At 64.2% G+C, this 18,439-nt stretch carries 15 protein-coding genes and 1 tRNA gene; 5 read left to right on the plus strand and 11 right to left on the minus strand.

What is annotated here, in order from left to right:
• Positions 1-268: 268 nt before the first annotated feature.
• The 8 genes from ACFMO5_RS07115 to ACFMO5_RS07150 all read right to left on the minus strand — a co-directional run bounded on the left by ACFMO5_RS07115 (position 269) and on the right by ACFMO5_RS07150 (position 11,158).
• Positions 269-1,210 carry a glycosyltransferase family 2 protein gene (locus ACFMO5_RS07115; RefSeq protein ID WP_376792063.1) on the minus strand — a complete coding sequence of 314 codons (942 nt, stop codon included), beginning with the start codon at positions 1,208-1,210 and terminating at the stop codon, positions 269-271.
• A gap of 132 nt (positions 1,211-1,342) precedes the next feature.
• Positions 1,343-2,869, minus strand: a complete 1,527-nt coding sequence (locus ACFMO5_RS07120) for a baseplate J/gp47 family protein (RefSeq protein WP_376792064.1) — start codon at positions 2,867-2,869, stop codon at positions 1,343-1,345.
• 247 nt (positions 2,870-3,116) lie between these two features.
• Positions 3,117-4,535 carry a hypothetical protein gene (locus ACFMO5_RS07125; RefSeq protein ID WP_376792065.1) on the minus strand — a complete coding sequence of 473 codons (1,419 nt, stop codon included), beginning with the start codon at positions 4,533-4,535 and terminating at the stop codon, positions 3,117-3,119.
• Positions 4,536-4,771: 236 nt separating this feature from the next.
• The gene (locus ACFMO5_RS07130) at positions 4,772-6,610 is read right to left on the minus strand and encodes a glycosyltransferase (RefSeq protein WP_376792066.1); all 1,839 of its coding nucleotides are present in this window, start codon (positions 6,608-6,610) and stop codon (positions 4,772-4,774) included.
• Positions 6,611-6,722: 112 nt separating this feature from the next.
• Positions 6,723-8,213 (minus strand): hypothetical protein, encoded by a 1,491-nt coding sequence (locus tag ACFMO5_RS07135; protein WP_376792067.1) that lies wholly within the window; start codon positions 8,211-8,213, stop codon positions 6,723-6,725.
• 21 nt (positions 8,214-8,234) lie between these two features.
• Positions 8,235-8,504: a hypothetical protein gene (locus ACFMO5_RS07140; protein ID WP_376792068.1), complete on the minus strand. Its 270-nt coding sequence runs from the start codon at positions 8,502-8,504 to the stop codon at positions 8,235-8,237.
• A 557-nt stretch (positions 8,505-9,061) separates the two neighbouring features.
• Positions 9,062-9,922, minus strand: coding sequence for a response regulator (locus ACFMO5_RS07145; protein WP_376792069.1), 861 nt, complete (start codon positions 9,920-9,922; stop codon positions 9,062-9,064).
• 27 nt (positions 9,923-9,949) lie between these two features.
• On the minus strand, positions 9,950-11,158 hold the full coding sequence (locus ACFMO5_RS07150; RefSeq protein ID WP_376792070.1) for a hypothetical protein: 1,209 nt from the start codon (positions 11,156-11,158) through the stop codon (positions 9,950-9,952).
• A gap of 173 nt (positions 11,159-11,331) precedes the next feature.
• On the opposite strand from ACFMO5_RS07150, the gene ACFMO5_RS07155 reads away from it, so the two are divergent.
• A tRNA-Leu gene (locus tag ACFMO5_RS07155) sits at positions 11,332-11,414 on the plus strand.
• Between the two features lie 115 nt (positions 11,415-11,529).
• Here the strand turns inward: ACFMO5_RS07155 and ACFMO5_RS07160 are convergent.
• Entirely contained in the window at positions 11,530-12,150 is a 621-nt protein-coding gene (locus tag ACFMO5_RS07160) for a LuxR C-terminal-related transcriptional regulator (RefSeq protein WP_376792071.1), read from the minus strand.
• 92 nt (positions 12,151-12,242) lie between these two features.
• On the minus strand, positions 12,243-13,244 hold the full coding sequence (locus ACFMO5_RS07165) for a S1C family serine protease (protein WP_376792072.1): 1,002 nt from the start codon (positions 13,242-13,244) through the stop codon (positions 12,243-12,245).
• Positions 13,245-13,449: 205 nt separating this feature from the next.
• Here ACFMO5_RS07165 and ACFMO5_RS07170 point away from each other — a divergent pair, with 205 nt between their 5' ends.
• From ACFMO5_RS07170 to ACFMO5_RS07185, 4 genes are read left to right on the plus strand one after another with little or no spacing between them, the layout of a single operon-like run.
• Positions 13,450-13,893 (plus strand): nucleotidyltransferase domain-containing protein, encoded by a 444-nt coding sequence (locus ACFMO5_RS07170; protein WP_376792073.1) that lies wholly within the window; start codon positions 13,450-13,452, stop codon positions 13,891-13,893.
• Positions 13,847-14,200 carry a DUF86 domain-containing protein gene (locus tag ACFMO5_RS07175; RefSeq protein ID WP_376792074.1) on the plus strand — a complete coding sequence of 118 codons (354 nt, stop codon included), beginning with the start codon at positions 13,847-13,849 and terminating at the stop codon, positions 14,198-14,200. Before ACFMO5_RS07170 ends, ACFMO5_RS07175 begins: the two co-directional genes overlap by 47 nt.
• 42 nt (positions 14,201-14,242) lie before the next feature.
• Entirely contained in the window at positions 14,243-15,838 is a 1,596-nt protein-coding gene (locus tag ACFMO5_RS07180; protein ID WP_376792075.1) for an FAD-binding oxidoreductase, read from the plus strand.
• A 3-nt stretch (positions 15,839-15,841) separates the two neighbouring features.
• Positions 15,842-17,398, plus strand: a complete 1,557-nt coding sequence (locus tag ACFMO5_RS07185) for a glycerol-3-phosphate dehydrogenase/oxidase (protein ID WP_376792076.1) — start codon at positions 15,842-15,844, stop codon at positions 17,396-17,398.
• A 37-nt stretch (positions 17,399-17,435) separates the two neighbouring features.
• Here the strand turns inward: ACFMO5_RS07185 and ACFMO5_RS07190 are convergent, their stop codons facing one another.
• Entirely contained in the window at positions 17,436-18,299 is an 864-nt protein-coding gene (locus tag ACFMO5_RS07190; protein WP_376792077.1) for a hypothetical protein, read from the minus strand.
• Positions 18,300-18,439 lie beyond the last annotated feature (140 nt).

Genomic DNA, 18,439 nt, shown 5'->3' on the forward strand with positions numbered 1-18,439 from the left:
CCTCACTCCCTCCCCCCCTCCCCGTGTGGCAAAGCCGCACAGGGAGGGGGAAATTGGTTTCTTCGTGGGGGTGTGGGCCGCCTTCGGCGGCCCACACCCCCACGAAGAAACCAATTTCCCCCTCCCTGTGCGGCTTTGCCACACGGGGAGGGGGGGAGGGAGTGAGGCAATTCCCCTCACCGCGTAGCCCATTTGAACGTTAGACATCGGGCGCTACCCATGACTTCTCCCCACGAAGCGAGGGCATACCATCCTCAAAACAGGCAGGCTAAGGGCTCACCGCCTCAAGGGCCATGCGCTGCACGTCCTCGTAGGCCGCTCGCAGGGCCGCGTCCTCCCGAGCGATCGCGCGAGCGCGCACGCTTGCTCCAAAAGCGACCAGACGACAGGCCAGCCGGAACTTCCAAGGAGGATAATGTCGGCGATAAAGCCGCAGGCGGCTGGCCCATAAGGCCCGGATCATCTCCGGGCGCACCTGGCGCGTGCTCTCTCCCCCCGCGTGCACCACCACCGCCTCCGGCACACAGTAGCGCTCCCAACCGGCCCGGGCCATCCGCCAACACCAGTCCACTTCCTCCGCGTAGATCCAGTAGCCCTCGTCCAGCAACCCCACCGACCGGATCGCCTCCCCCCGCACCATCATCGCCGCTCCAAGGGGATGTCCGATCGGAAATGGCTTCCCCCGCGCGTACCAGGCCCGGGGATAGCGCCCGTTCAGCCGGGTCTCCAGCAACCGGGGATGGAGCGGAAACAGGTCGAGGAACAATTGCGCCAGTCCCGGGAATTCGAAGGCGCTGTGCTGAAAGCGACCGTCCGGGTAAATCAAACGGGGGCCGCAGACGCCCGCCCGAGGGCTGGAGTCCATGAAGCGGATCAGGACGGCCGGGGCTTCCCCCCGGACCTCCGTGTCGGGGTTCAAGAGCCAGACGTAGCGAGGGGTTGAGGGGCCATCCGGAAAGCCCATCGCGCGCAGCGCCTGGTTGTTCGCCGCTGCAAACCCCCGATTGCTCGGGTTCGCGATCAGTTGAACTGTCGGGAACATCGAACGAATGGCCTCCGGGGTGCCGTCGGTGGAAGCGTTATCCACCACCCATACGGCGGCGGAAAGGCCGGAGCGCTCCAGCGCCGATGCGAGGGAACCCAAGGCCCGCAGGGCCCACTCCCGCACGTTCCAAGTCACCATCACGACCGCCAGGTCGCTCTTGCTCATCGCAGCTTCCTTAGGGGGTGGGGCGCCGAAGGCGGCCCCACCCCCTAAAGATTTTCTCTTCCCTCCTCCCTGCCGCCCTTTGGGCGGCAGGGAGGAGGGCTGATGGTCTCTCCGTCCCATATCGAAGAATCATTACGGCTGGATTCGCACCCGGATCCGGGATTCCAGGAGAGGAAGCCACGGCCAGCCGGACGGTTGGATCCGGATCTCGGGCGGCTGGGCGAGGGGCAGCGCCTGAAGCTGCCGCAGGGCCTCGTCAGGGGTTCGTCCCCGGAGGGCCCGGCGGATCTGCGCAATGGAGAGGCGGGGGATGGCGTTCCCCTGAGCACGCAAGGTCATCCGAATGCGCGGGTTGCCTTCCGCATCCATCTCCGTCACTGCTTCCAGATCCTCACATCCCTTGAAGATCAATCCCTCCGCGGCAAGCTCATAGCCCGGAGGCGTCTGTCGGCTGAGGGCCACCAGCGCCATCGCCCCGATGTCGTCTCGCAACACTTTATAGCCCAAAACCCGAGCTCGCATCTCTGCCCGCAGCGTCTCAGCCGGCTCCCCAACCAGTCGATCGTATCCTTCCAACAGCACTTCGACCTGTAGGGTTTGCGGCAACACGCAATCCTGAGGACCCAGACCGGCCAGCATCTGGGCGTAACCCTGCTGACGGAGCTGCGCGATGAGGGCCTCGCGGACCCGATCCCGATCCGCCGCGGTCACCACTGGAACGATTTTCAGTCGGCCCCCGCTCAGCGGCTCCGGGTTGCTGACCCGCAGGGCGAACGCCAGCGGCCCTTCCACCAAGTTGATCTGATTCGGCCCCACATTGCCCACCGGCCCGGGCTCCAGCGCCCGCACCTGGGCAACCGCGGTCGCCCCGAAGCCCGCCGGCACTGTCACCGAGGGACTGATCACGAAGCGAACTGTGACGTTCCCACTGGCCGCCCGAACCACCGTGCCCGCAGGGACCTCCACCGGGCGGGCGGTCTGGTTCACCAAGACCACCTGGCCCTGAGCGTAATCGGCAGGCTGTTCCTGACGCCCGGTGGCCTGGGTCTCCGCCTGTCCCTCGACGATCACGGCCACGGGATAAGCTGGGATGGCCCCACGGCGGAGATCCCGAGCGGCCAGGCGGGGATCCGCCGTCAGGGTTTCCGTGATCGCCACCGGTCGCCCCTGAGGCTTAAGGATCACTTCCGCCGATGGGAAGAGAAAGATCACCAGGAAGAGCACCGAGAGAAACCCTAGGCCACCGATCGTTAAGCTCAAGATGGAGGCCCACTGGGGAAGCGGCCGGCGACGGCCCTCTGCCCACGTCCGCATCGCCGGGGTAAGCCCGATCGCGGCCGCCGGCGCCTCATGCTCTTCATCGTCCGGCCATGAAGCGCGCAGGGCAGCCTCCCGGCTCGGAAAAGCGGGCATTCCCACCTCGCGCGCCATCCGACGCCACTCCGAGGAGGGGGTCACCAGGGCGATCGCTTTTCCGATCCCCTCCGCCAGATGCTGAAGGCGCCGCAGGAGCACGGGGCTCATCGCCGGGTGGCGCTCCGGGACCTCGAGGATCACCCGGGGAGCCTGAGAGGTGGCGATCCGGAACCGCAAGGAGGCCCAGTCATCATCCGGCCAGACCGTGAGGATGTCCAGTTGGTTCTCGGTTTCCGAACCCATCCTTTACTCCTCACACCATGCTCTGTTGCAAACAGAGGTGGTCAGTGGAATTTCTGTGAGGGGCGGGCCGCTTACGCGGCCCATCCCTCACAGAGAACTTCCATTCGAATTCTCCTCTACTTTGCGACAAAGCCCTCACCCCCAAAAATTCGCCTTAAGAGCTGGGGGCCACCTTCGGCGGCCTCCAGCTCTTAAGGGCGTTTTCCCCTCCATGTCGCCCTTTAGACTGCACGGTGACTATCTAACTTTAATACAAATCAGGTTTCTCGGAGGCGATCCGCCGATATAATCGCCACCCCGGCCATGAGAGCTCGGTCACAAAACCCTTCGGCGGTCGGTCCCGATAACGCGCCTCGAGCGGCCCGGGCAACCGGGTGGGATGCTCCGCCACGAACACGTACGAAACGAAGCGCTCCGGCGCCACCACGGCCATCTCGAAGATCGGATCGGGCGGAAGGACAAAGGGGCATGCGGTGCCCGCGCGGGCGATCAACCGGAACGCCTCTCGATCATCCGTTAGGACAGATCCGCACGGCAACTGGGCCAGGTACTGGGCTACCCGTTGCTCGACCTGATCCTCCGGCAGCGGCCCGACGTTCAGCGTGCGCCACCAGCGGGCCGGTTCGCCGAGCGCCAGCGTGGAGCTGTCCGCCGCCACCTGCAGCAAAGCCAACAGGAGCAGCAAGCCTCCAAGCCGTCGCGGGGTCCTGGCGGGGATCCCACTGATGGCGAACAGCAGCCTCAAGCTCCGATCGAAGGGTTGGGGGACGGCCCATCCCATCGACCATGCGCTCAGGTCAAGGGCAACGGGGATCAGATAGGCCGGCAGCCGCCTGACCTGATAGCAAGCGATCAACATCCCCACTCCCAGATAGAACGGCGTCGCCAGTAAACGCTGCATGCTCTCCCGGGCGATCGCGTCTGCCGTTAAGAACGCCTCCTCAGGCCGGAACGCGGCCAGCAGGCTGGAGCTCGGATCGAACACAAATCGAAGGGGGTCGCCTGTGAACAGCCAGGAGAGATAAGCCCAGCTCCCAACGGTCGCAAGAGAGGGAAAGGTGAGGATCAACAGGATCGCCCCCAAATGCGCCCTGGAGCGCAACCGGGCGAACAGAGGGACGGTCAGGGCGAAGGCAATGGCAAAAAAGGGGGCGTAAAAGTTTGCGAGAAATCCCAAGGAGATCAGCAGGGCGGCGATAAAGCCGGCATCGGTTCGTTCGCCTCGGGTGAAAAGGAGATATTGGATCCAGGCGGCGAAGAAGAGGAGCAAACCCAAGGTTGCGCTGAGGGATTGGGTGGCCTGGAAAAGGCTGCTGGGAGCGACCATCACGGCGAGCAGCAGGCCAGCTCGAACGGCCGGATGGAGGTCCAGGCGCCCCATCGATCGCCAGACCCCCCATGCCAAAGCTCCGGCGCAAAGGGATGAGAGGACGACGGCCCCATAAGGCGATGGCCAAGGCAACAGCAACCCAACCGGCAGCGGCGGATATGCAAACCCGATCCACTCCAGACGCCCCCGATCCCGAACCATCAAAGCCTTCTCGATTAAATAGGCGTGGTCGTTGCTGAGGAACCCTGAACGGGTCGCCTCCAACCCCAACAACAGATAGGGAAAGCCCAATAGCACAACCGCGAGCCCGTTCCCCAGAATGACCCGCCATCGCATGACACGCCTCCATCCCAAGCCTGACCCAGCAAGATGGATCGAGCCCGGGTGATCCAGCAGTCACCCCAACCCGAGTGAGGGCCGTATAAGCGGCCGCACTTTTCAGAAGACTTTCCCCTCCCAGCGCGACAAGGCATGAAGCCAGCCAGCTCCGTAAGCGGCGGTCGGGCCTTCGCCATCCGAAGTGATCCCCGGCGATCCAAGGGGCCTGAACCATCGATTGGGCAGGCAGGAGATCAGCCCGATCCCCCGGGCGCCAGACGGCTGATCCCGTGAACGGTCTTTTCCCAATAAAACGGACGGGTGAAGAGCTGCCAGAGCGCCTTGTAGGAAGCGATGCTGTGCAGGACCCAATAGATGGGGTTCAGCAAGGCCCAGGGGATCAGATCGTAATAACGCCGCTTGAAGCCGGCCAACATGTTCAAATAGATCGCGACGGCATTACCGAAAAGGAGATTAAACAAGCTGATGTAGAGGATGATGGGTGGGAAAAACGGATCCAGGCCCTTGGTCCCGGTCAGCGCCCAAATCGCAAACATCCCCCACATCCACGGCGCGCTGAGGAAAGTGAGGGGCGTGCCGGCGACCAACAGGAGAAAACCCAGCGCCTGGCGCAGACCCACCCGCTGCAACAATCGCACTGGGTTTCGGGTGTGAACCAGAGCGGTCTGCATGTAGCCCTTGATCCAGCGGGAACGCTGGCGGATCCAGTTCCCAACGCGCGTGTTGGCCTCTTCATAGGTCGTGCTGTTGATGACCCCCACCCGGTATCCAGCGGTGGCGGCGCGGATCCCCAGGTCGGCATCCTCCGTCACGTTAAACGGATCCCAGCCCCCCAACTCACGCAAGCGGTCTGTCCGGAAATGATTGCTCGTGCCCCCGAGCGGGATCGGGAGGCCCAGGTGATATAAACCGGGAAGCATGTAATCGAACCAGAACGAATACTCGAGCGTGAACATCCGGGTCAGGAAGTTCTCGCGGGCGTTGTAATAGTTGAGGGCCGCCTGGACACAGATCAAATCCGAACCGCCCTTCCGGAAGGCGATCACGGCCTTCTTCAGCTGATCCGGCTCCGGAAGGTCCTCGGCATCGTAGATCACCAGGAACTCCCCGGTGGCGAAGAACAGACCCACATTGCATGCTTTGGGCTTCGTGCGTGGGATCGATGCTGGGATGGTGATGAAGAAGAAATTCCCAGGCGGGCGGGCCGCTTTCGCCGCCTCTAAGGTCTCACGATCGTCCTCCTCAAACAGCAAAAACACCTCCAGCTTCTCCGGCGGGTAATCCAGGCGCGCCAGGTTCTCGATCAGCGGCCGGACGACCGCGGCCTCCCGATATAAGGGGACCAACACGGTGTAACGAGGAAGCTCCTCACCCCGTAAAGCGGCCACCTCCTCAGGGGTGATCGCCTGTACCTGCTCATAGCGGGCCCCTGCCAAAGAGATGAAGAATTTGAACAGAATTCCCGCCAAGAAAAAGATGTTGATAAATGCGTTGAGGACGATGCCGGTCAGACGAGGGGCCCAAATCCATCCCACGAGGAGCCCTAACAGAAGGATCGACAGGACGATGAACTGAAAGGGAGTGAAAACCGTATAGGCCGATTCCGCCGGACGTCGGTAATAAAGACCATAGGTGGCTTCGGCGAGGATGTCGGAGCGAAAGATCCGCAAGAGGGCCTGGCGGATATCCCATTCCGTCGTCGCCCGGAAGCTAGCCACCGGGGCGCCGAAGAAGGACTCCGCCTCCGCCCGGAGCGCATCGTCCGGCCGGCGGGCGGTGGCCACCTCCAGCCCCGCCGCGGTCCGGCGAAGGGGGATCATCCATTTATCCCGCATCGCCGAGGCCGGGTACCGCCGCACCAGCTCCGGATCCGGCAGCTCCTTCGTTAGGTCAGCGAATGGGCAACCCCACAGCTCGGCCAGCGCCTGGTAAAGATCCAGGCGCCGGATCAAGCCCCTCGAAACCAGGATCTGTCCCAGCGGCTCGCGGGATTCCTGTTGGATCTGCAACGCCCAGTGGAGATCCTCAGGGGACAACAACCCTTGGGCCAGGAGATATTCGCCGAGCCGCATCTTCACCGCTTCTTCATCCAGATTCGTCTTTGGGATATGCAACGGGGAAGCCGGCGGCCCCCAGCCCCCAAAGACCCCTATAAGGAAACTGCGGGTTGGAAGTTTATTGAGGCTAAGGTGATCCCGGCGGGGCCTTCCGAACCACCCGCGGGTAGATCCAGAGCAGGAAGAACACCGCCCCGATGAGGGCCGCGCCCATCACCCCAAAACGGATCTTCTCCCATCGAAGGGCCGGCGACGGGGCGAGGGAGACCACCCGCAGCCCACCCCCTCGCAAGCGCATCGCCACAGGAACCTCCCCGTCAGGCCATATCCATACGTCGCCGGTTAACCCATACCACCCCAATTGCGGATCCAGAGCCCGCTCCATCTCCCGCAGATCCGGACGATCACCACGCCGCGTGAGCAACAGGATCTCCCGCCCCCCGGAGTCGAAGGCCTCCAGCACCGCGAACGGCCGGTCGATTTCCATTCGGAAAAGCTCCCGCCCGTCCACATCGATCACCCGGAACGGCCGTGGATCTAGGGGCGGCCGGATCGCCGAGACCTTCCCTGGATCCAGGGTGACCAGCAGCAACGGGCCGGAAGCGGCAACCGCTTCGGGCCAAGCTCGAACCCTTGGGATCAGCATCGTCCGTGTGGTCCGCTGGAGAACCGCGATCAGCTGCGCGGCCGCCTCGATCGTCTCCTGATTTAGAGGATCCAGTCCCACCGTGAACGTCGGCAGCAACCCCTGTGGCAGCCGCTCGAATCCAGCCGACAAGTGCGTTCCTTTCCGGAACTGGAAATACGAAGCGCCATCGATGAAGACTGTAATCGGATGAACTCCTGCTCGACATTCCCCACCCGGAGGGGTGTAGACCACGCGAACGACGAGGTTATTGTCGCGCCGGAGCAATCCATCCGGCAGGGAGATCCAACGGTCAAAGGATCCCCCGGCCATTGGCTCTGCGTAGACGAGGCCCCCGTTGAGCAGGACCAACAGCTGCGCGTGGCCGCCAGGGGGGATCGGCGTCGCGCGGCCGGCCAACCGCAACTCCACCCTGCGAACCGGCCCACCCAAATCGGCCTGGGAGAAAAAGATCGTCGTCTCCATGGCCCCGGAGCCGCTCATCTGGATCTGGGGATAGCCCAGCGCGGCCAGGGAGATGAGATCTCCGCTGGGGGATCGCGGAGCAGCGCCCTCTACGGCGAAGATGGAAGGCCCCTGCAAGGCCTCCGGATAGGCCATTAAGGCCTCCAAGCTGGCCTCCAGGGAACCCGGGGGACCTGCGATCTCTAAAATCGGCATCCGACCGGCCCCTGAGGGGGCCAACGCCAACCGCGGCGTTCCATCTCGGGAGATCCGGACCCAACGGGACCATGGATCATCGACCGTGAAGGGTGGCGCTGCCGTGGAGGACACTGTGAGGGTGAAGAGATGGCCGGCGGCCAGGCGAGCCCCCAAGGCCGCCAGGCGCAGCGCCACAGTCGCCTCCTCCGGCGAGGGAGGATCCGGCAATTGGATGTGGAGGGCGCGCAACACCGGCGGCCAGAACTCCGCGACCCGATCCGGCGGCTCCAACGCCCCTTCCATCTCCACTTCCAACCGATCCAGCTCCACCCGGATCCGTTCCGGGGCGGCTCAATCCGCGGCCAGATCTGAGGCTTCAAGCCGCAACCGGAGCAGCAGGCGGCTCGAGACCACCCGCGCCTCCTCGAGGGGGATGAGCACCCGCATCTCAGAGGCCGTCAGACGAACCCATTGAAGGGTCCGCCCCTCGTGGCTGATCTGGAGTGAAGCCCCGATCGCGCCTGGGGATGATCGGGCACGGGCGGACAGACGAATCGGACGAAGGCCTTTCGGAACCGGGATGGAGACCGTCTGTTCCGCAGACGGGCCCGCGAGGACCACCGGCTCGGATACACCCAAGAGGGATAACGGAAAGAGCCATCGCCCCGATTGTGCAACGGCGGTACTGAAGGTTCCTTCAAAAAGCACGGAAAAGAAAAAGAGGATCAAAACACCTTGAGTTAACTGTTTCATAAACATTTCCAACAAAAATTATCGCGTCTCTACAATTGTAAGCTCAGGATGGCCCCTCGGGTAACGCCCTAAATTTGTAGTGCCTTGGGCATCCCTGCGAGATATAGACCGCGTACACAGCCCGCATCCCACAGGAAATTCGGTGGCATGAAGTCCGCCATGTCGTCAGACAGTGGTTGAATCGCGATCCATCCGGAGCGATTGCGGTTTCCCCAGAATGGGGCAGATGATTCAACGGCTCGGCGAATGCAGACCATCCAATCCCCCGAGCGCCCCTACTGGAGGCGCCCTTATCCTTTCCCGGTGTGATCCCTGCAACCAGGATGTAGAATCAGGCCTTGTGCCTGCCCATCGGGATGCCCCTGGTGGGTGCCCCTCCTTGTCGCGGATGATCATCTCCACGCAGTGGGGGGACCGCCCAAACCTCAGAAGTTAGATAAAAGCAAGGGGAAGCCCTCTTGCTTAGCCTTGCGCTTGAGATCGGCCAGATACCGGATCAGTGTCTCCAGCTCAATAGAGCGCGTGAGATCGATGACCCCTCCCACAATCGAGATCGAAAGTTCCGGCGCCCAGGCCATTCGACCGAACTCGTCCAAAATGTAGCGAACAACACGCTCGAGGACATGCGGGCGGACGATGATCACGAAATCGTCCCCACCGATGTGGCCGATGAAGTCCACAGCCGGATCCCCATGTTGCGATATCGCTTTCACCAAGAGATCGGCCAAGGCCCGTATGACACGATCTCCCTCCAAGAACCCGAAGCGATCATTGAACTCCTTGAATCGGTTCAGATCGATATAGGCGATCCCAAACGGCTGGCCTTCCTGTAAGCGCAGCCGGATCTCCTTCTCGATCTCAGGATTTCCGGGAAGACCCGAAAGGGGGTTGATCATCCGTTCCCGTTGGGAACGACGGAGGTGCATCTTCACCCGAGCCAATAGCTCAGGGATCGCCACGGGTTTCGTCAAATAATCATCCGCCCCCGCCTCGATCCCCTTCAATTTATCCTCGATCCGCCCCATCGCGGTGAGCATGATGATCGGGATAGTTCGCAGGTGCTGAAGCTTTCGCAGCTGCCGACAAACCTCAAAGCCGCTCAGATCCGGCAACATCACATCCAGTAAGATCAAATCGGGCCGATCGCGCCGAGCCTTCTCCAAGGCTGAAAAGCCGTCGCCTGCGGTTTCCACCTGATAGTGTGCCCGACTCAGCACCGCCACAAGCAAATCCCGGAAATCCTTATCATCCTCAACCACTAGCACACGAGCCTCGTCTTCAGGCATGAAGAACCTCTAAATGTAGCAATCAGTTCATCCCTCGCGACATAAGTGGACGATCTCTTCGATCGCATCGTTCACAGAAGGCACCAGGCGATCCACATAGGCCTCCAGGGCCTCCGCTTTGGGGCCGGGATGCGGGGCGATCCCAAACACCGTCAGGCGGACGGACATCCCAAGTTCATACAAACGGCGGACCGTTCGGAAGACGCCCAGGATCCCCTTCACGGAATCCTCCACCAACACGACATGCCAGGGGAATTCCGCCCATTCCGCCAGCGGGCCCTTCAGCTCGCCGGCTTGGAGGGTTTCATACGCCGATTGAAGGGCTTGGATCTCGATGATCCCGTCCACGGAGGCGATCGCCGCCGCGAAAGCCGCCATTCCATGGATCAGATGAGGCTTGGTCGGGTTCTCATGAAGCCCCACCGCCTCGGCCAACCAGAACAGGCGGCCGAGGCCGACCGGGGGCCAATCCTCCAGCCGCACCAATCGGGCGGCCAGCTCGGCCTCTGGGGAATAAACCGGGAGCGGAGGTGGCGGCTCCTTCAGCGGCGGGCGGGAGGGCCGTGAGGTATAGAAAGCGGGAGCGAGACGGCCCTCATACCAGACAGCAGTCAACGCCCGAGCCCCATCCCGCGTGAGCAGTGGCTGATCCTGCTCCAACAACCCTTGAGGGACCTCGACGGGGGCCGGCCGGCCGTAAGCCTCCTCGTAAGCCCGGCTTCCCACCATCCAGGTCTGGAAAACGGCCGTGGTCGGACAGGAGAGGCTGTGGGTGGTGGCGAGCAAAGCGCTGAGCAAGGCCGCCAAGGCCTCCGAACGCGGGAGCTGAGGCAGCACTTCCCGCTGCCAGAGTCGCAGGGCTGCCTGGGAGGGACGTTCCCCAAGGCGGGTGGCCTCGCCCGCCTGTTTCACCCAGGCGACGTAATCCGGACGGATTTGAGCGCCATCCAAGGCCCGAGCAGCCAGACGGTCCATCGCTTCATCGAAATCAGGAACGATCCAGCGCTCATCGAGGCGTGCGGCCTCCAGCAACAGCCCGGCCAGACAGATCGCGGTGGAATCCCACTCGCTGGTCACCCCGGCGGCTTCAAACCACTCGATGTCGGCTTCGGTGGGCAGAGGGATCTCCCAGCCCAGGCGTCGGGTGAACGTCTCCAACGTGGCGGGGATCCCCCGTTTATATCCCACCGGGAGGACCAACACGTCGTCGATATCCAGCAGGAGGACCACCGGCATCCCGCTTCTCCTCTGAATAGGGTCTCAAGCATCCCCAGCCATTCTATTCTTTTCTGCTACTCGGGGAAGCACAAATTCTCGGATTCGCGCGGGCGGCCGAGGTTTATGCTCTTTGAGGACCTTTTCGCAGGTGGGGTGTCATTGATCCGGCGAAGGGTTATAATTAAAACAGCGGGCCGGTGGCGGAACAGGCAGACGCGCGTGGCTTAGGACCACGTGGGGAAAACCCGTGCGGGTTCGAATCCCGCCCGGCCCACTGGATCCCGCCTGGAAGAACAAAGTTTTCTGTGGGGTGCGGGCCGCCAAAGGCAACCCGCACCCCACAGAAAACCGAAATTCTATCATCAGGACAAACCCAAGGCCCCCCGACCTTACAACGGGATCAACCCCCTCCGCAACCCGACCCGGACGGCCTCGGCGCGGTTGACAACGCCCAGCTTGCCATAGATCGAGGAGATGTGGAATTTCACGGTGTGTTCGCTGATGCCCAACCGGGCCGCGATCTCTTTGTTGGCCAGTCCCTCGGCCAGCAGCCGCAGCACTTCGATCTCCCGGGGGGTAAGCGACTCCGCCTGGTCTTCCTCGAAAGCTGGAAGCGCAGGCTGCACCGCAGGCGGATGAAGCTCCGGAGCCCACACAAGGAGTCCCTCCCGGAGCGCCCGCACCGCGGCCCGCAGCGCCTCCTCTGAAGCATGCAGCGGCAGCACGCCGTAAACGGGAAGGGATAATGCCCGCACCCGCTCAACAAATTCAGGGGCTTCGATCAGGAAAAGCAGGGCGTGCGCCTCCCCCAGCCACCGCCATGCACGCCCCATGGATCCCGAGATCCCCGGCTCAAAGACCGCAACGATCACCTCGATCTCGGCCGGGGGCTCCAGATCCGTAGGGGAGGCGGCCTCCGCCACCACCTGGATCTCCCGGTCAGCCTCCAACATCGCCCGCAGACCGGCCCGCAGCGCGGGCACAGCCGCCACCACCGCGACTCGGATCATCGCGGAACTCCCCGCAACCGATCTTCCACCCCATTCGCTGGAATCTCCAGGCTTCGGCCGTGGCTCAAACGTCGATCAGTTTTAATGGGGGATTACCTGCTCCACCAAGGCGCCCACGGGGGCATCCATCGCCGCCGGAATCGCCAGCGCGGCCCACCGGGGAACGGCCATCGCGCTCCCTCCCACACTTCTTGACGCTCCCCGACCACCACCCTCACAACCCGCCGCGCCTCGCCGCGAAGCACCTCCACCTCGACCGCGCGGCCGACGGCGTCCCCCACGAGCCGGGCCTGGAGATCCTCCACGTCTTCCACTGGCTGCCCCGCGAAGGCGGTGAGGATGTCCCCTACCCGTAGGCCACCCTGGGCAGCGGGGCTGCCTTCCTCAATCCCCACGAGGAGCAACCCGCGCGCCTGAGGACGCCCTAATGCCTCTTGATGGGCAGGGGACAGGGGGACCGATTGCGCGCGCACGCCGAGATAACCCCGCCGCACCCGGCCCTCTCGGGCCAGCGTCTCTGCGACCCGCCACGCCAGCCGGATCGGAACGGTGAGGGGAATCCCGGCCAGGCCGGAGGTGTTGATCCCCAACGCCCGCCCCTCGACATCGATCAGCGGGCCGCCGGAGAACCCTGGATACATTGTGACGTCCGTTCGGATATAGCGCTCCAGTCGTCCGCCCCACGGCGTGCGAAGCGCCTCCCCGATGGCGCTGACCACCCCCACGCTGGCCTGGATGCCCTCAGGGGTCGGCCGGCCCAGGGCGAGAACGATCTCCCCCACCCGAGGTTCGCGCTCCGCAATCTCCAGAGTGGGAACTAGACCTTCCACCACCCGCAACAGCGCCAGGTCGGTGGACGGATCCCGGCCGATCCGAACGGCGGGACGCTCCTGGCCATCGGGCAACACGACCCGGATCTCGTCCCGTTCAACCACGTGGTCGGCGGTGAGCACCAAATCGGCCGCGTAGCCCACCCCGCTGGCCGGCAGCCCATCCCGCGCGTCCACCGTGACCGTCGCCGCCGCCCCTCGGGCGACGGCCTCCGCCATCGCCTCTGAAAGCGCCGTTAGAAGATTACGGCCCTCGCGTTCCATGCGTTCCCCCCTGTTCCTCAGTCTGCTCTCAGCATAACCCGGAATCCAGCCTTCCACCCCCTCCAAACGGCCAGGGAAGCCCCTGTCCGTTCGGGCGGCAGGGGCGGGCCTGGCGCCCGCTCAAAGCCCTTCACGCCAATAGAGCCCAAGCGGGTCACCATAGGCTATAATGGCCATGCGAATCGAAGGTCCGGGAACCACCTATATGGAAAGCCGTATCCCACCTCTAGACCTTCTCACAGAGGCCTTCCGCAAGTATCCGGAGATCGAGGCGGTGTATTTGTTCGGCTCGGCCGCGCAGGGCCGCCTGCACGCGGAGAGCGATCTGGACCTGGCTGTCCTGTTGCGGCGGGGCGCCCCGCGGCCGAACCCACTGGACCTGTTGGCGGACCTGGCCCGGTTGGGCTTTTGCCGGGTGGATCTGGTATTCCTGGACACCGAGGACATCCTCCTGAAGCTCGAGGCGGTCCGCCACAACCGGGTGATCTACTCGGTGGAAGGCTTCGATCGGGGGGAAGTTTTCTCTTTGATCGTGTGCCAGTATTTCGATTTCCTCCCCTATCTCCGTGTTCAGCGGGAAGCCTACAAACGGAGGCTCCTTCATGGTCCGGCCGGAGGTCCTCCAACGTCGTCTTCGCAAGCTGGATGAATGCCTGGGGATCCCACACCGCCTGCAACGCTACCGCTTTATCGAAGCCACGCTGGATATGGGCAACCACATCATCGCCGATCTCAATCTGGGAGAGGTCCGCTGGTATAGCGACATACCGGCCATCCTGGCGGACCGTGGGGGACCGGAACCGGATCTGAAGGAGAAGTGGATTCGCATGATCGGCTTCCGTAACATCCCGGTTCACGAATACGTGGACCTGGATCGTCGAATCGTCTACGAGGTCCTTCAATCCGGCCTGGAGGACCTGGAACGGCTGCGACGGTTCTTTGCCTCCTTTCTATGATCAGGTCTTCTGGAGCACACTGAGCGAGCTTCGGGCCCTCCCATGCGACGCTGGAACGGATGGGGTGAGACGACCGTTGAGGTGCCACTGCCGCCGGCCGCTCGCCGCTTCCTAGAGGAGCGGCTGGGATCCGGGACCCGGCCTCGGGATTGCACACTGGAAGAAGCCCTGGCGACGATCCCCCCTTCCCGCCTGCCCCCTCACCCGATGGTCCAAACGGATTCGGAAACCCGACTGCGCCACACGATCGGCCAGGGGCTGCCGGATTGGATCGCCGCCCGCAGCGGGCGGATCTACGCCCCGGATGGGGTGGCCTTCCCGGAGACCAATGAGGAGGTGCGGGCGCTGCTCGCGTACGCGGAGGCCGTTGGCGCCCGGGTCGTTCCCTACGGCGGCGGCACCAGCGTGGTGGGCCACCTGCGGGTTCTCCCCGACCCACGCCCGACTTTAGTTGTGGATCTCGCCCGTATGAACCGTCTGCTCGCGCTGGATCCGATCAGCGCCCTGGCCACCTTCCAGGCCGGCATCCGAGGGCCGGATCTGGAGGCTGCGCTGCGCGCCCACGGGTTCACCCTAGGGCATTATCCTCAGTCGTTCGAGTATTCGACCCTAGGGGGCTGGATCATGACCCGCTCCGTGGGCCAGTTCGCTATGGGCTACGGCCGCATCGAGGAGATGTTCGTCGGCGGGCGGCTGGAGACCCCGAAAGGCCCCATGTTCCTTCCCGCCATGCCCCCCTCGGCCGCCGGACCGGATCTCCGCCACCTGGTCCTGGGCGCCGAGGGCCGGCTGGGGATCCTCACCGAGGCCACCCTTCGGATGCGGCCGCTGCCGGAAGTCGAGGCCTTCCAGACCTTCTTCTTCCCGGACTTCGCCCACGGGGTGGCCGCGATCCGGGAGATGGCACAGGCCGGGCTGCCCCTGACGATGCTGCGGTTGAGCACGGCGGAGGAGACGGCCATCACCCTCCGCTTGGCCGGCCGGGAGCAGCTGATCCGCCCGCTCGAGGGCTGGTTGCGCCTGTGGGGGTTGCCGGAGACCCGGTGTATGCTCCTCGTCGCCGCCGCTGGAACCCGCCGGGTGGTCCACGCCGCGCTCGCCGAGGTCTTCCATATCGCGGCGCGCTATGGCGGCCGCTCGATGGGAAGCCGGTTGGCTCGGGAGTGGCTCCGCCAACGCTTCCGCTCGCCATATCTCCGCAACACCCTCTGGGAACTGGGATACGCGGTGGACACCTTGGAGACCGCGGTGGTCTGGGCTCGCGTGCCGCGCATGGTCGCTGCCCTCGAGGAAGCCCTGCGCCGCGGGCTCGAGGATCTGGGAGAGCGGGTCTATGCGTTCAGTCACATCTCCCACGTCTACACCCACGGCGCCAACATCTACACCACGTTTATGTTCCGATTGGCCCCGGACCCGGACGAAACCCTGGAGCGCTGGCGCCACCTGAAGCGGGCGGCCAGCGAGGTCATCGTGCGCTTGAGGGGGACGATCAGCCACCAGCACGGGGTGGGAGTGGACCATCAACCGTATCTGGAGGCGGAGAAGGGAGCGTTGGGCCTAGAGATCCTCCGCGCCGCGTTCCGGGTTGCGGATCCCCACGGGATCATGAACCCAGGGAAGCTGGTGGATCAGAGGTGAACCGTGCCGCTGAATCGAGAGGAAGCGTGGCTTCGTCTCCATGAACCATGGGATCTTCTCATCATCGGCGGCGGGATCACCGGAGCCGGGTTGCTCCATGAGGCCACAAGGCTGGGGTTCCGGGCTGCGCTCTTGGAGGGGCGCGATTTCGCCTGGGGAACCTCCAGCCGATCCGGCAAGATGGTTCACGGCGGGCTGCGCTATCTGCGCCAGGGTCAGTTCCGCACCACCTGGCATTCGGTCCGGGAACGCGAATTTCTGTTGCGCACGCGTCCCGGCCTGATCCAGCCCCTGGGCTTTCTGATGCCCCTTTATCGCGACGATCCCCTCGGGCGCCCGGCGGCGGCCTTGGGGCTCTGGATTTACGACGCCTTCGCCGGCCGCCGGACGCATCGGTATCTCGACCGGGAGGCCTTGCTGACCTGTGCGCCCCACCTGCGTCGGGAGGGCCTTCAGGGGGGATATCAGTATCAGGACGCCCTTACGGATGACGCGCGGTTGGTGGTGCGGTTGATTGTCGAAGCGGCCCGCTGGGGCGCGGTGGCCATGAACTATGCACGGGTGGAGGGCTTCCTGCAAACCCGTTCGGGGGCGATCGAGGGGGTGGCTGTTCGAGATCTGGTATCGGGCCGGGAGCTGGAAGTGCAGGCCCGGGCGGTGATCAACGCCACGGGCGCGTGGGCGGACCAGCTCCGCGGGAAGCTCCATCGGCCGCCGCGGCTGCGTCTCCTTCGCGGCAGCCATCTGCTGCTGCCCGGATGGCGCCTTCCCCTCGCCCAGGGCGTTATTATCCTTCACCCTCGCGATCACCGGCCCCTCTACGTCCTCCCCTGGGAGGGCATGGCGCTGGTCGGCACCACCGATATCGATCACGATCAGGATCTGGAGGGGGAACCGGCCATCCGGCCGGAGGAGTTCGAATACCTGCTGAGCGCGCTGCAACGCGCCTTCCCCCACCTGGATCTCTCCCCCCAAGATGTCACGGCGACCTTCTCAGGCGTGCGGGCCGTGGTGGGGACCGGGCGGCAGCCTCCCTCGCGGGAGCCACGGGATCACGTGGTGTGGGATGAAGGGATCCTGACAGTCACCGGCGGGAAGCTCACGACATTCCGAGTGATGGCGCGCGATGCGCTGCGGGCGCTTCGGCGCCGGCTGCCGCCTCCGGCTCCTCCAAAGGATCGGAAAGCTCCCGAAGCCCCACGGATCCCGGAGGAAGAGCTGGACCCCGCCCTCTGGCTCCGATGGCGCAGCCGTTACGGAGCGGAGGCGCTTCTATGGTTCCTTCACGCTCCGCCCGAGGAGCGACAGCCCATCCCCCGGACCTCCACGTGCTGGGCAGAGCTGCGATGGGCCATCGCCCAGGAGGCGGTGATCCACTTGGATGATCTGCTCTTGCGGCGGACTCGGTTGGGTTTTCAGTTGCCGGGCGGGGCGTTGCCTTTCCTGGAGCAACACCGCCATCGCCTCCAGGCGCTCCTGGGCTGGGATGATGAACGCTGGGATCGGGAGATCGAACGCTATCGAGGGATCTGGGAAAGCGCCTATCGTCCGCCCGCATAAAGCAGGTGGGCGGCTTCATCACCGTCCCCTTTTTCCCTCATCGAAGGAAGCGACGGTTCGCCGGATCGAAGCGCCCGAGGATCCCGCTGATGCGGATGACCTCGACCCCCCGCGCCTCCAGCTCCGCGATCCACGGATTGATCCCCACGCTGTCGCTGGCAATATGGCCGGTGATCAGCAACTGCCCCCGCCCCTCCCGACGCAATCGGGCCAGCTCGCTCGGCGCGATATGAATATAGGCCACCGTGTCGATCCCATGCTCAAAGTAAGTTTTCGCCACGGCATAGCCGCCGTTCGTCAGGGCGCCGTGGACCATCACCACCTTCCCCGCTGGAGCGCTTGCCTCCCCCATCGCGATCCGGATCGGAGTCTCCGCCTCCCGGAATTCGGAGAGCTGACCTAACGCGCTCACGATGTCCTGGAGGCTTGCCCGGGGGTTGCGGGCGATGGTCTCATCGATCACCCCCTGCAGGATCCGACGGCCGGCTTCATCGCATGGAGCGTGCAAATTCAGAAACGGGAGATTCAACAGGCGGGCGACGGAAACGACGTGATCGTAATTGTCCGCATGGCCGGAGGTTTCCAGCTCCTCCACTCGCTCCTGGATCGCCATCTCCGCGATCTCCCGGGGGATCCCGTGGGCCATCATCAGCTCCACGTGGCGACGGTAGACCGGGGCCATCCGGTGGCGCATCCCAACGGGGTGGTGGGCCACGACCCCATCACAGCCCAGCTCCCGGGCCAGCAACAGCTCCGCTGTCCCGATATCGATCCCCACCAGCACCCGTCGGATCCCTCGGCCGGGCACATAAACCGCCGAATCCGGCGGGAGCTCCGACCATCCCACCAGATCCAAAGCGATCGCAACCAAATCTTCGGTGGTCAAACCGCCAGCGCGCATCATAGACCCCCTTTACAGGCGAGGCAGGTATACAAAGAGGGGAGCTGGGCGCTGGCGGTTTGACCACCGAAGATTTGGTTGCGATCGCTTTGGATCTGGTGGGATGGTCGGAGCTCCCGCCGGATTCGGCGGTTTATGTG

It is taken from the genome of Thermoflexus sp., from assembly GCF_042408365.1.
In the GTDB taxonomy this organism is placed as follows: Bacteria; Chloroflexota; Anaerolineae; order Thermoflexales; family Thermoflexaceae; genus Thermoflexus.

What these genes read in the sequence shown, in the direction of transcription:
- ACFMO5_RS07125 (WP_376792065.1), bottom strand. Translation starts at nt 4,535, where the DNA reads ATGCGATGGCGGGTCATTCTGGGGAACGGGCTCGCGGTTGTGCTATTG.
- ACFMO5_RS07120 (WP_376792064.1), bottom strand. Translation starts at nt 2,869, where the DNA reads ATGGGTTCGGAAACCGAGAACCAACTGGACATCCTCACGGTCTGGCCG.
- ACFMO5_RS07150 (WP_376792070.1), bottom strand. Translation starts at nt 11,158, where the DNA reads ATGCCGGTGGTCCTCCTGCTGGATATCGACGACGTGTTGGTCCTCCCG.
- ACFMO5_RS07175 (WP_376792074.1), top strand. Translation starts at nt 13,847, where the DNA reads ATGGTCCGGCCGGAGGTCCTCCAACGTCGTCTTCGCAAGCTGGATGAA.
- ACFMO5_RS07145 (WP_376792069.1), bottom strand. Translation starts at nt 9,922, where the DNA reads ATGCCTGAAGACGAGGCTCGTGTGCTAGTGGTTGAGGATGATAAGGAT.
- ACFMO5_RS07115 (WP_376792063.1), bottom strand. Translation starts at nt 1,210, where the DNA reads ATGAGCAAGAGCGACCTGGCGGTCGTGATGGTGACTTGGAACGTGCGG.
- ACFMO5_RS07170 (WP_376792073.1), top strand. Translation starts at nt 13,450, where the DNA reads ATGGAAAGCCGTATCCCACCTCTAGACCTTCTCACAGAGGCCTTCCGC.
- ACFMO5_RS07130 (WP_376792066.1), bottom strand. Translation starts at nt 6,610, where the DNA reads ATGCGGCTCGGCGAATATCTCCTGGCCCAAGGGTTGTTGTCCCCTGAG.
- ACFMO5_RS07165 (WP_376792072.1), bottom strand. Translation starts at nt 13,244, where the DNA reads ATGGAACGCGAGGGCCGTAATCTTCTAACGGCGCTTTCAGAGGCGATG.
- ACFMO5_RS07180 (WP_376792075.1), top strand. Translation starts at nt 14,243, where the DNA reads ATGCGACGCTGGAACGGATGGGGTGAGACGACCGTTGAGGTGCCACTG.
- ACFMO5_RS07190 (WP_376792077.1), bottom strand. Translation starts at nt 18,299, where the DNA reads ATGCGCGCTGGCGGTTTGACCACCGAAGATTTGGTTGCGATCGCTTTG.
- ACFMO5_RS07160 (WP_376792071.1), bottom strand. Translation starts at nt 12,150, where the DNA reads ATGATCCGAGTCGCGGTGGTGGCGGCTGTGCCCGCGCTGCGGGCCGGT.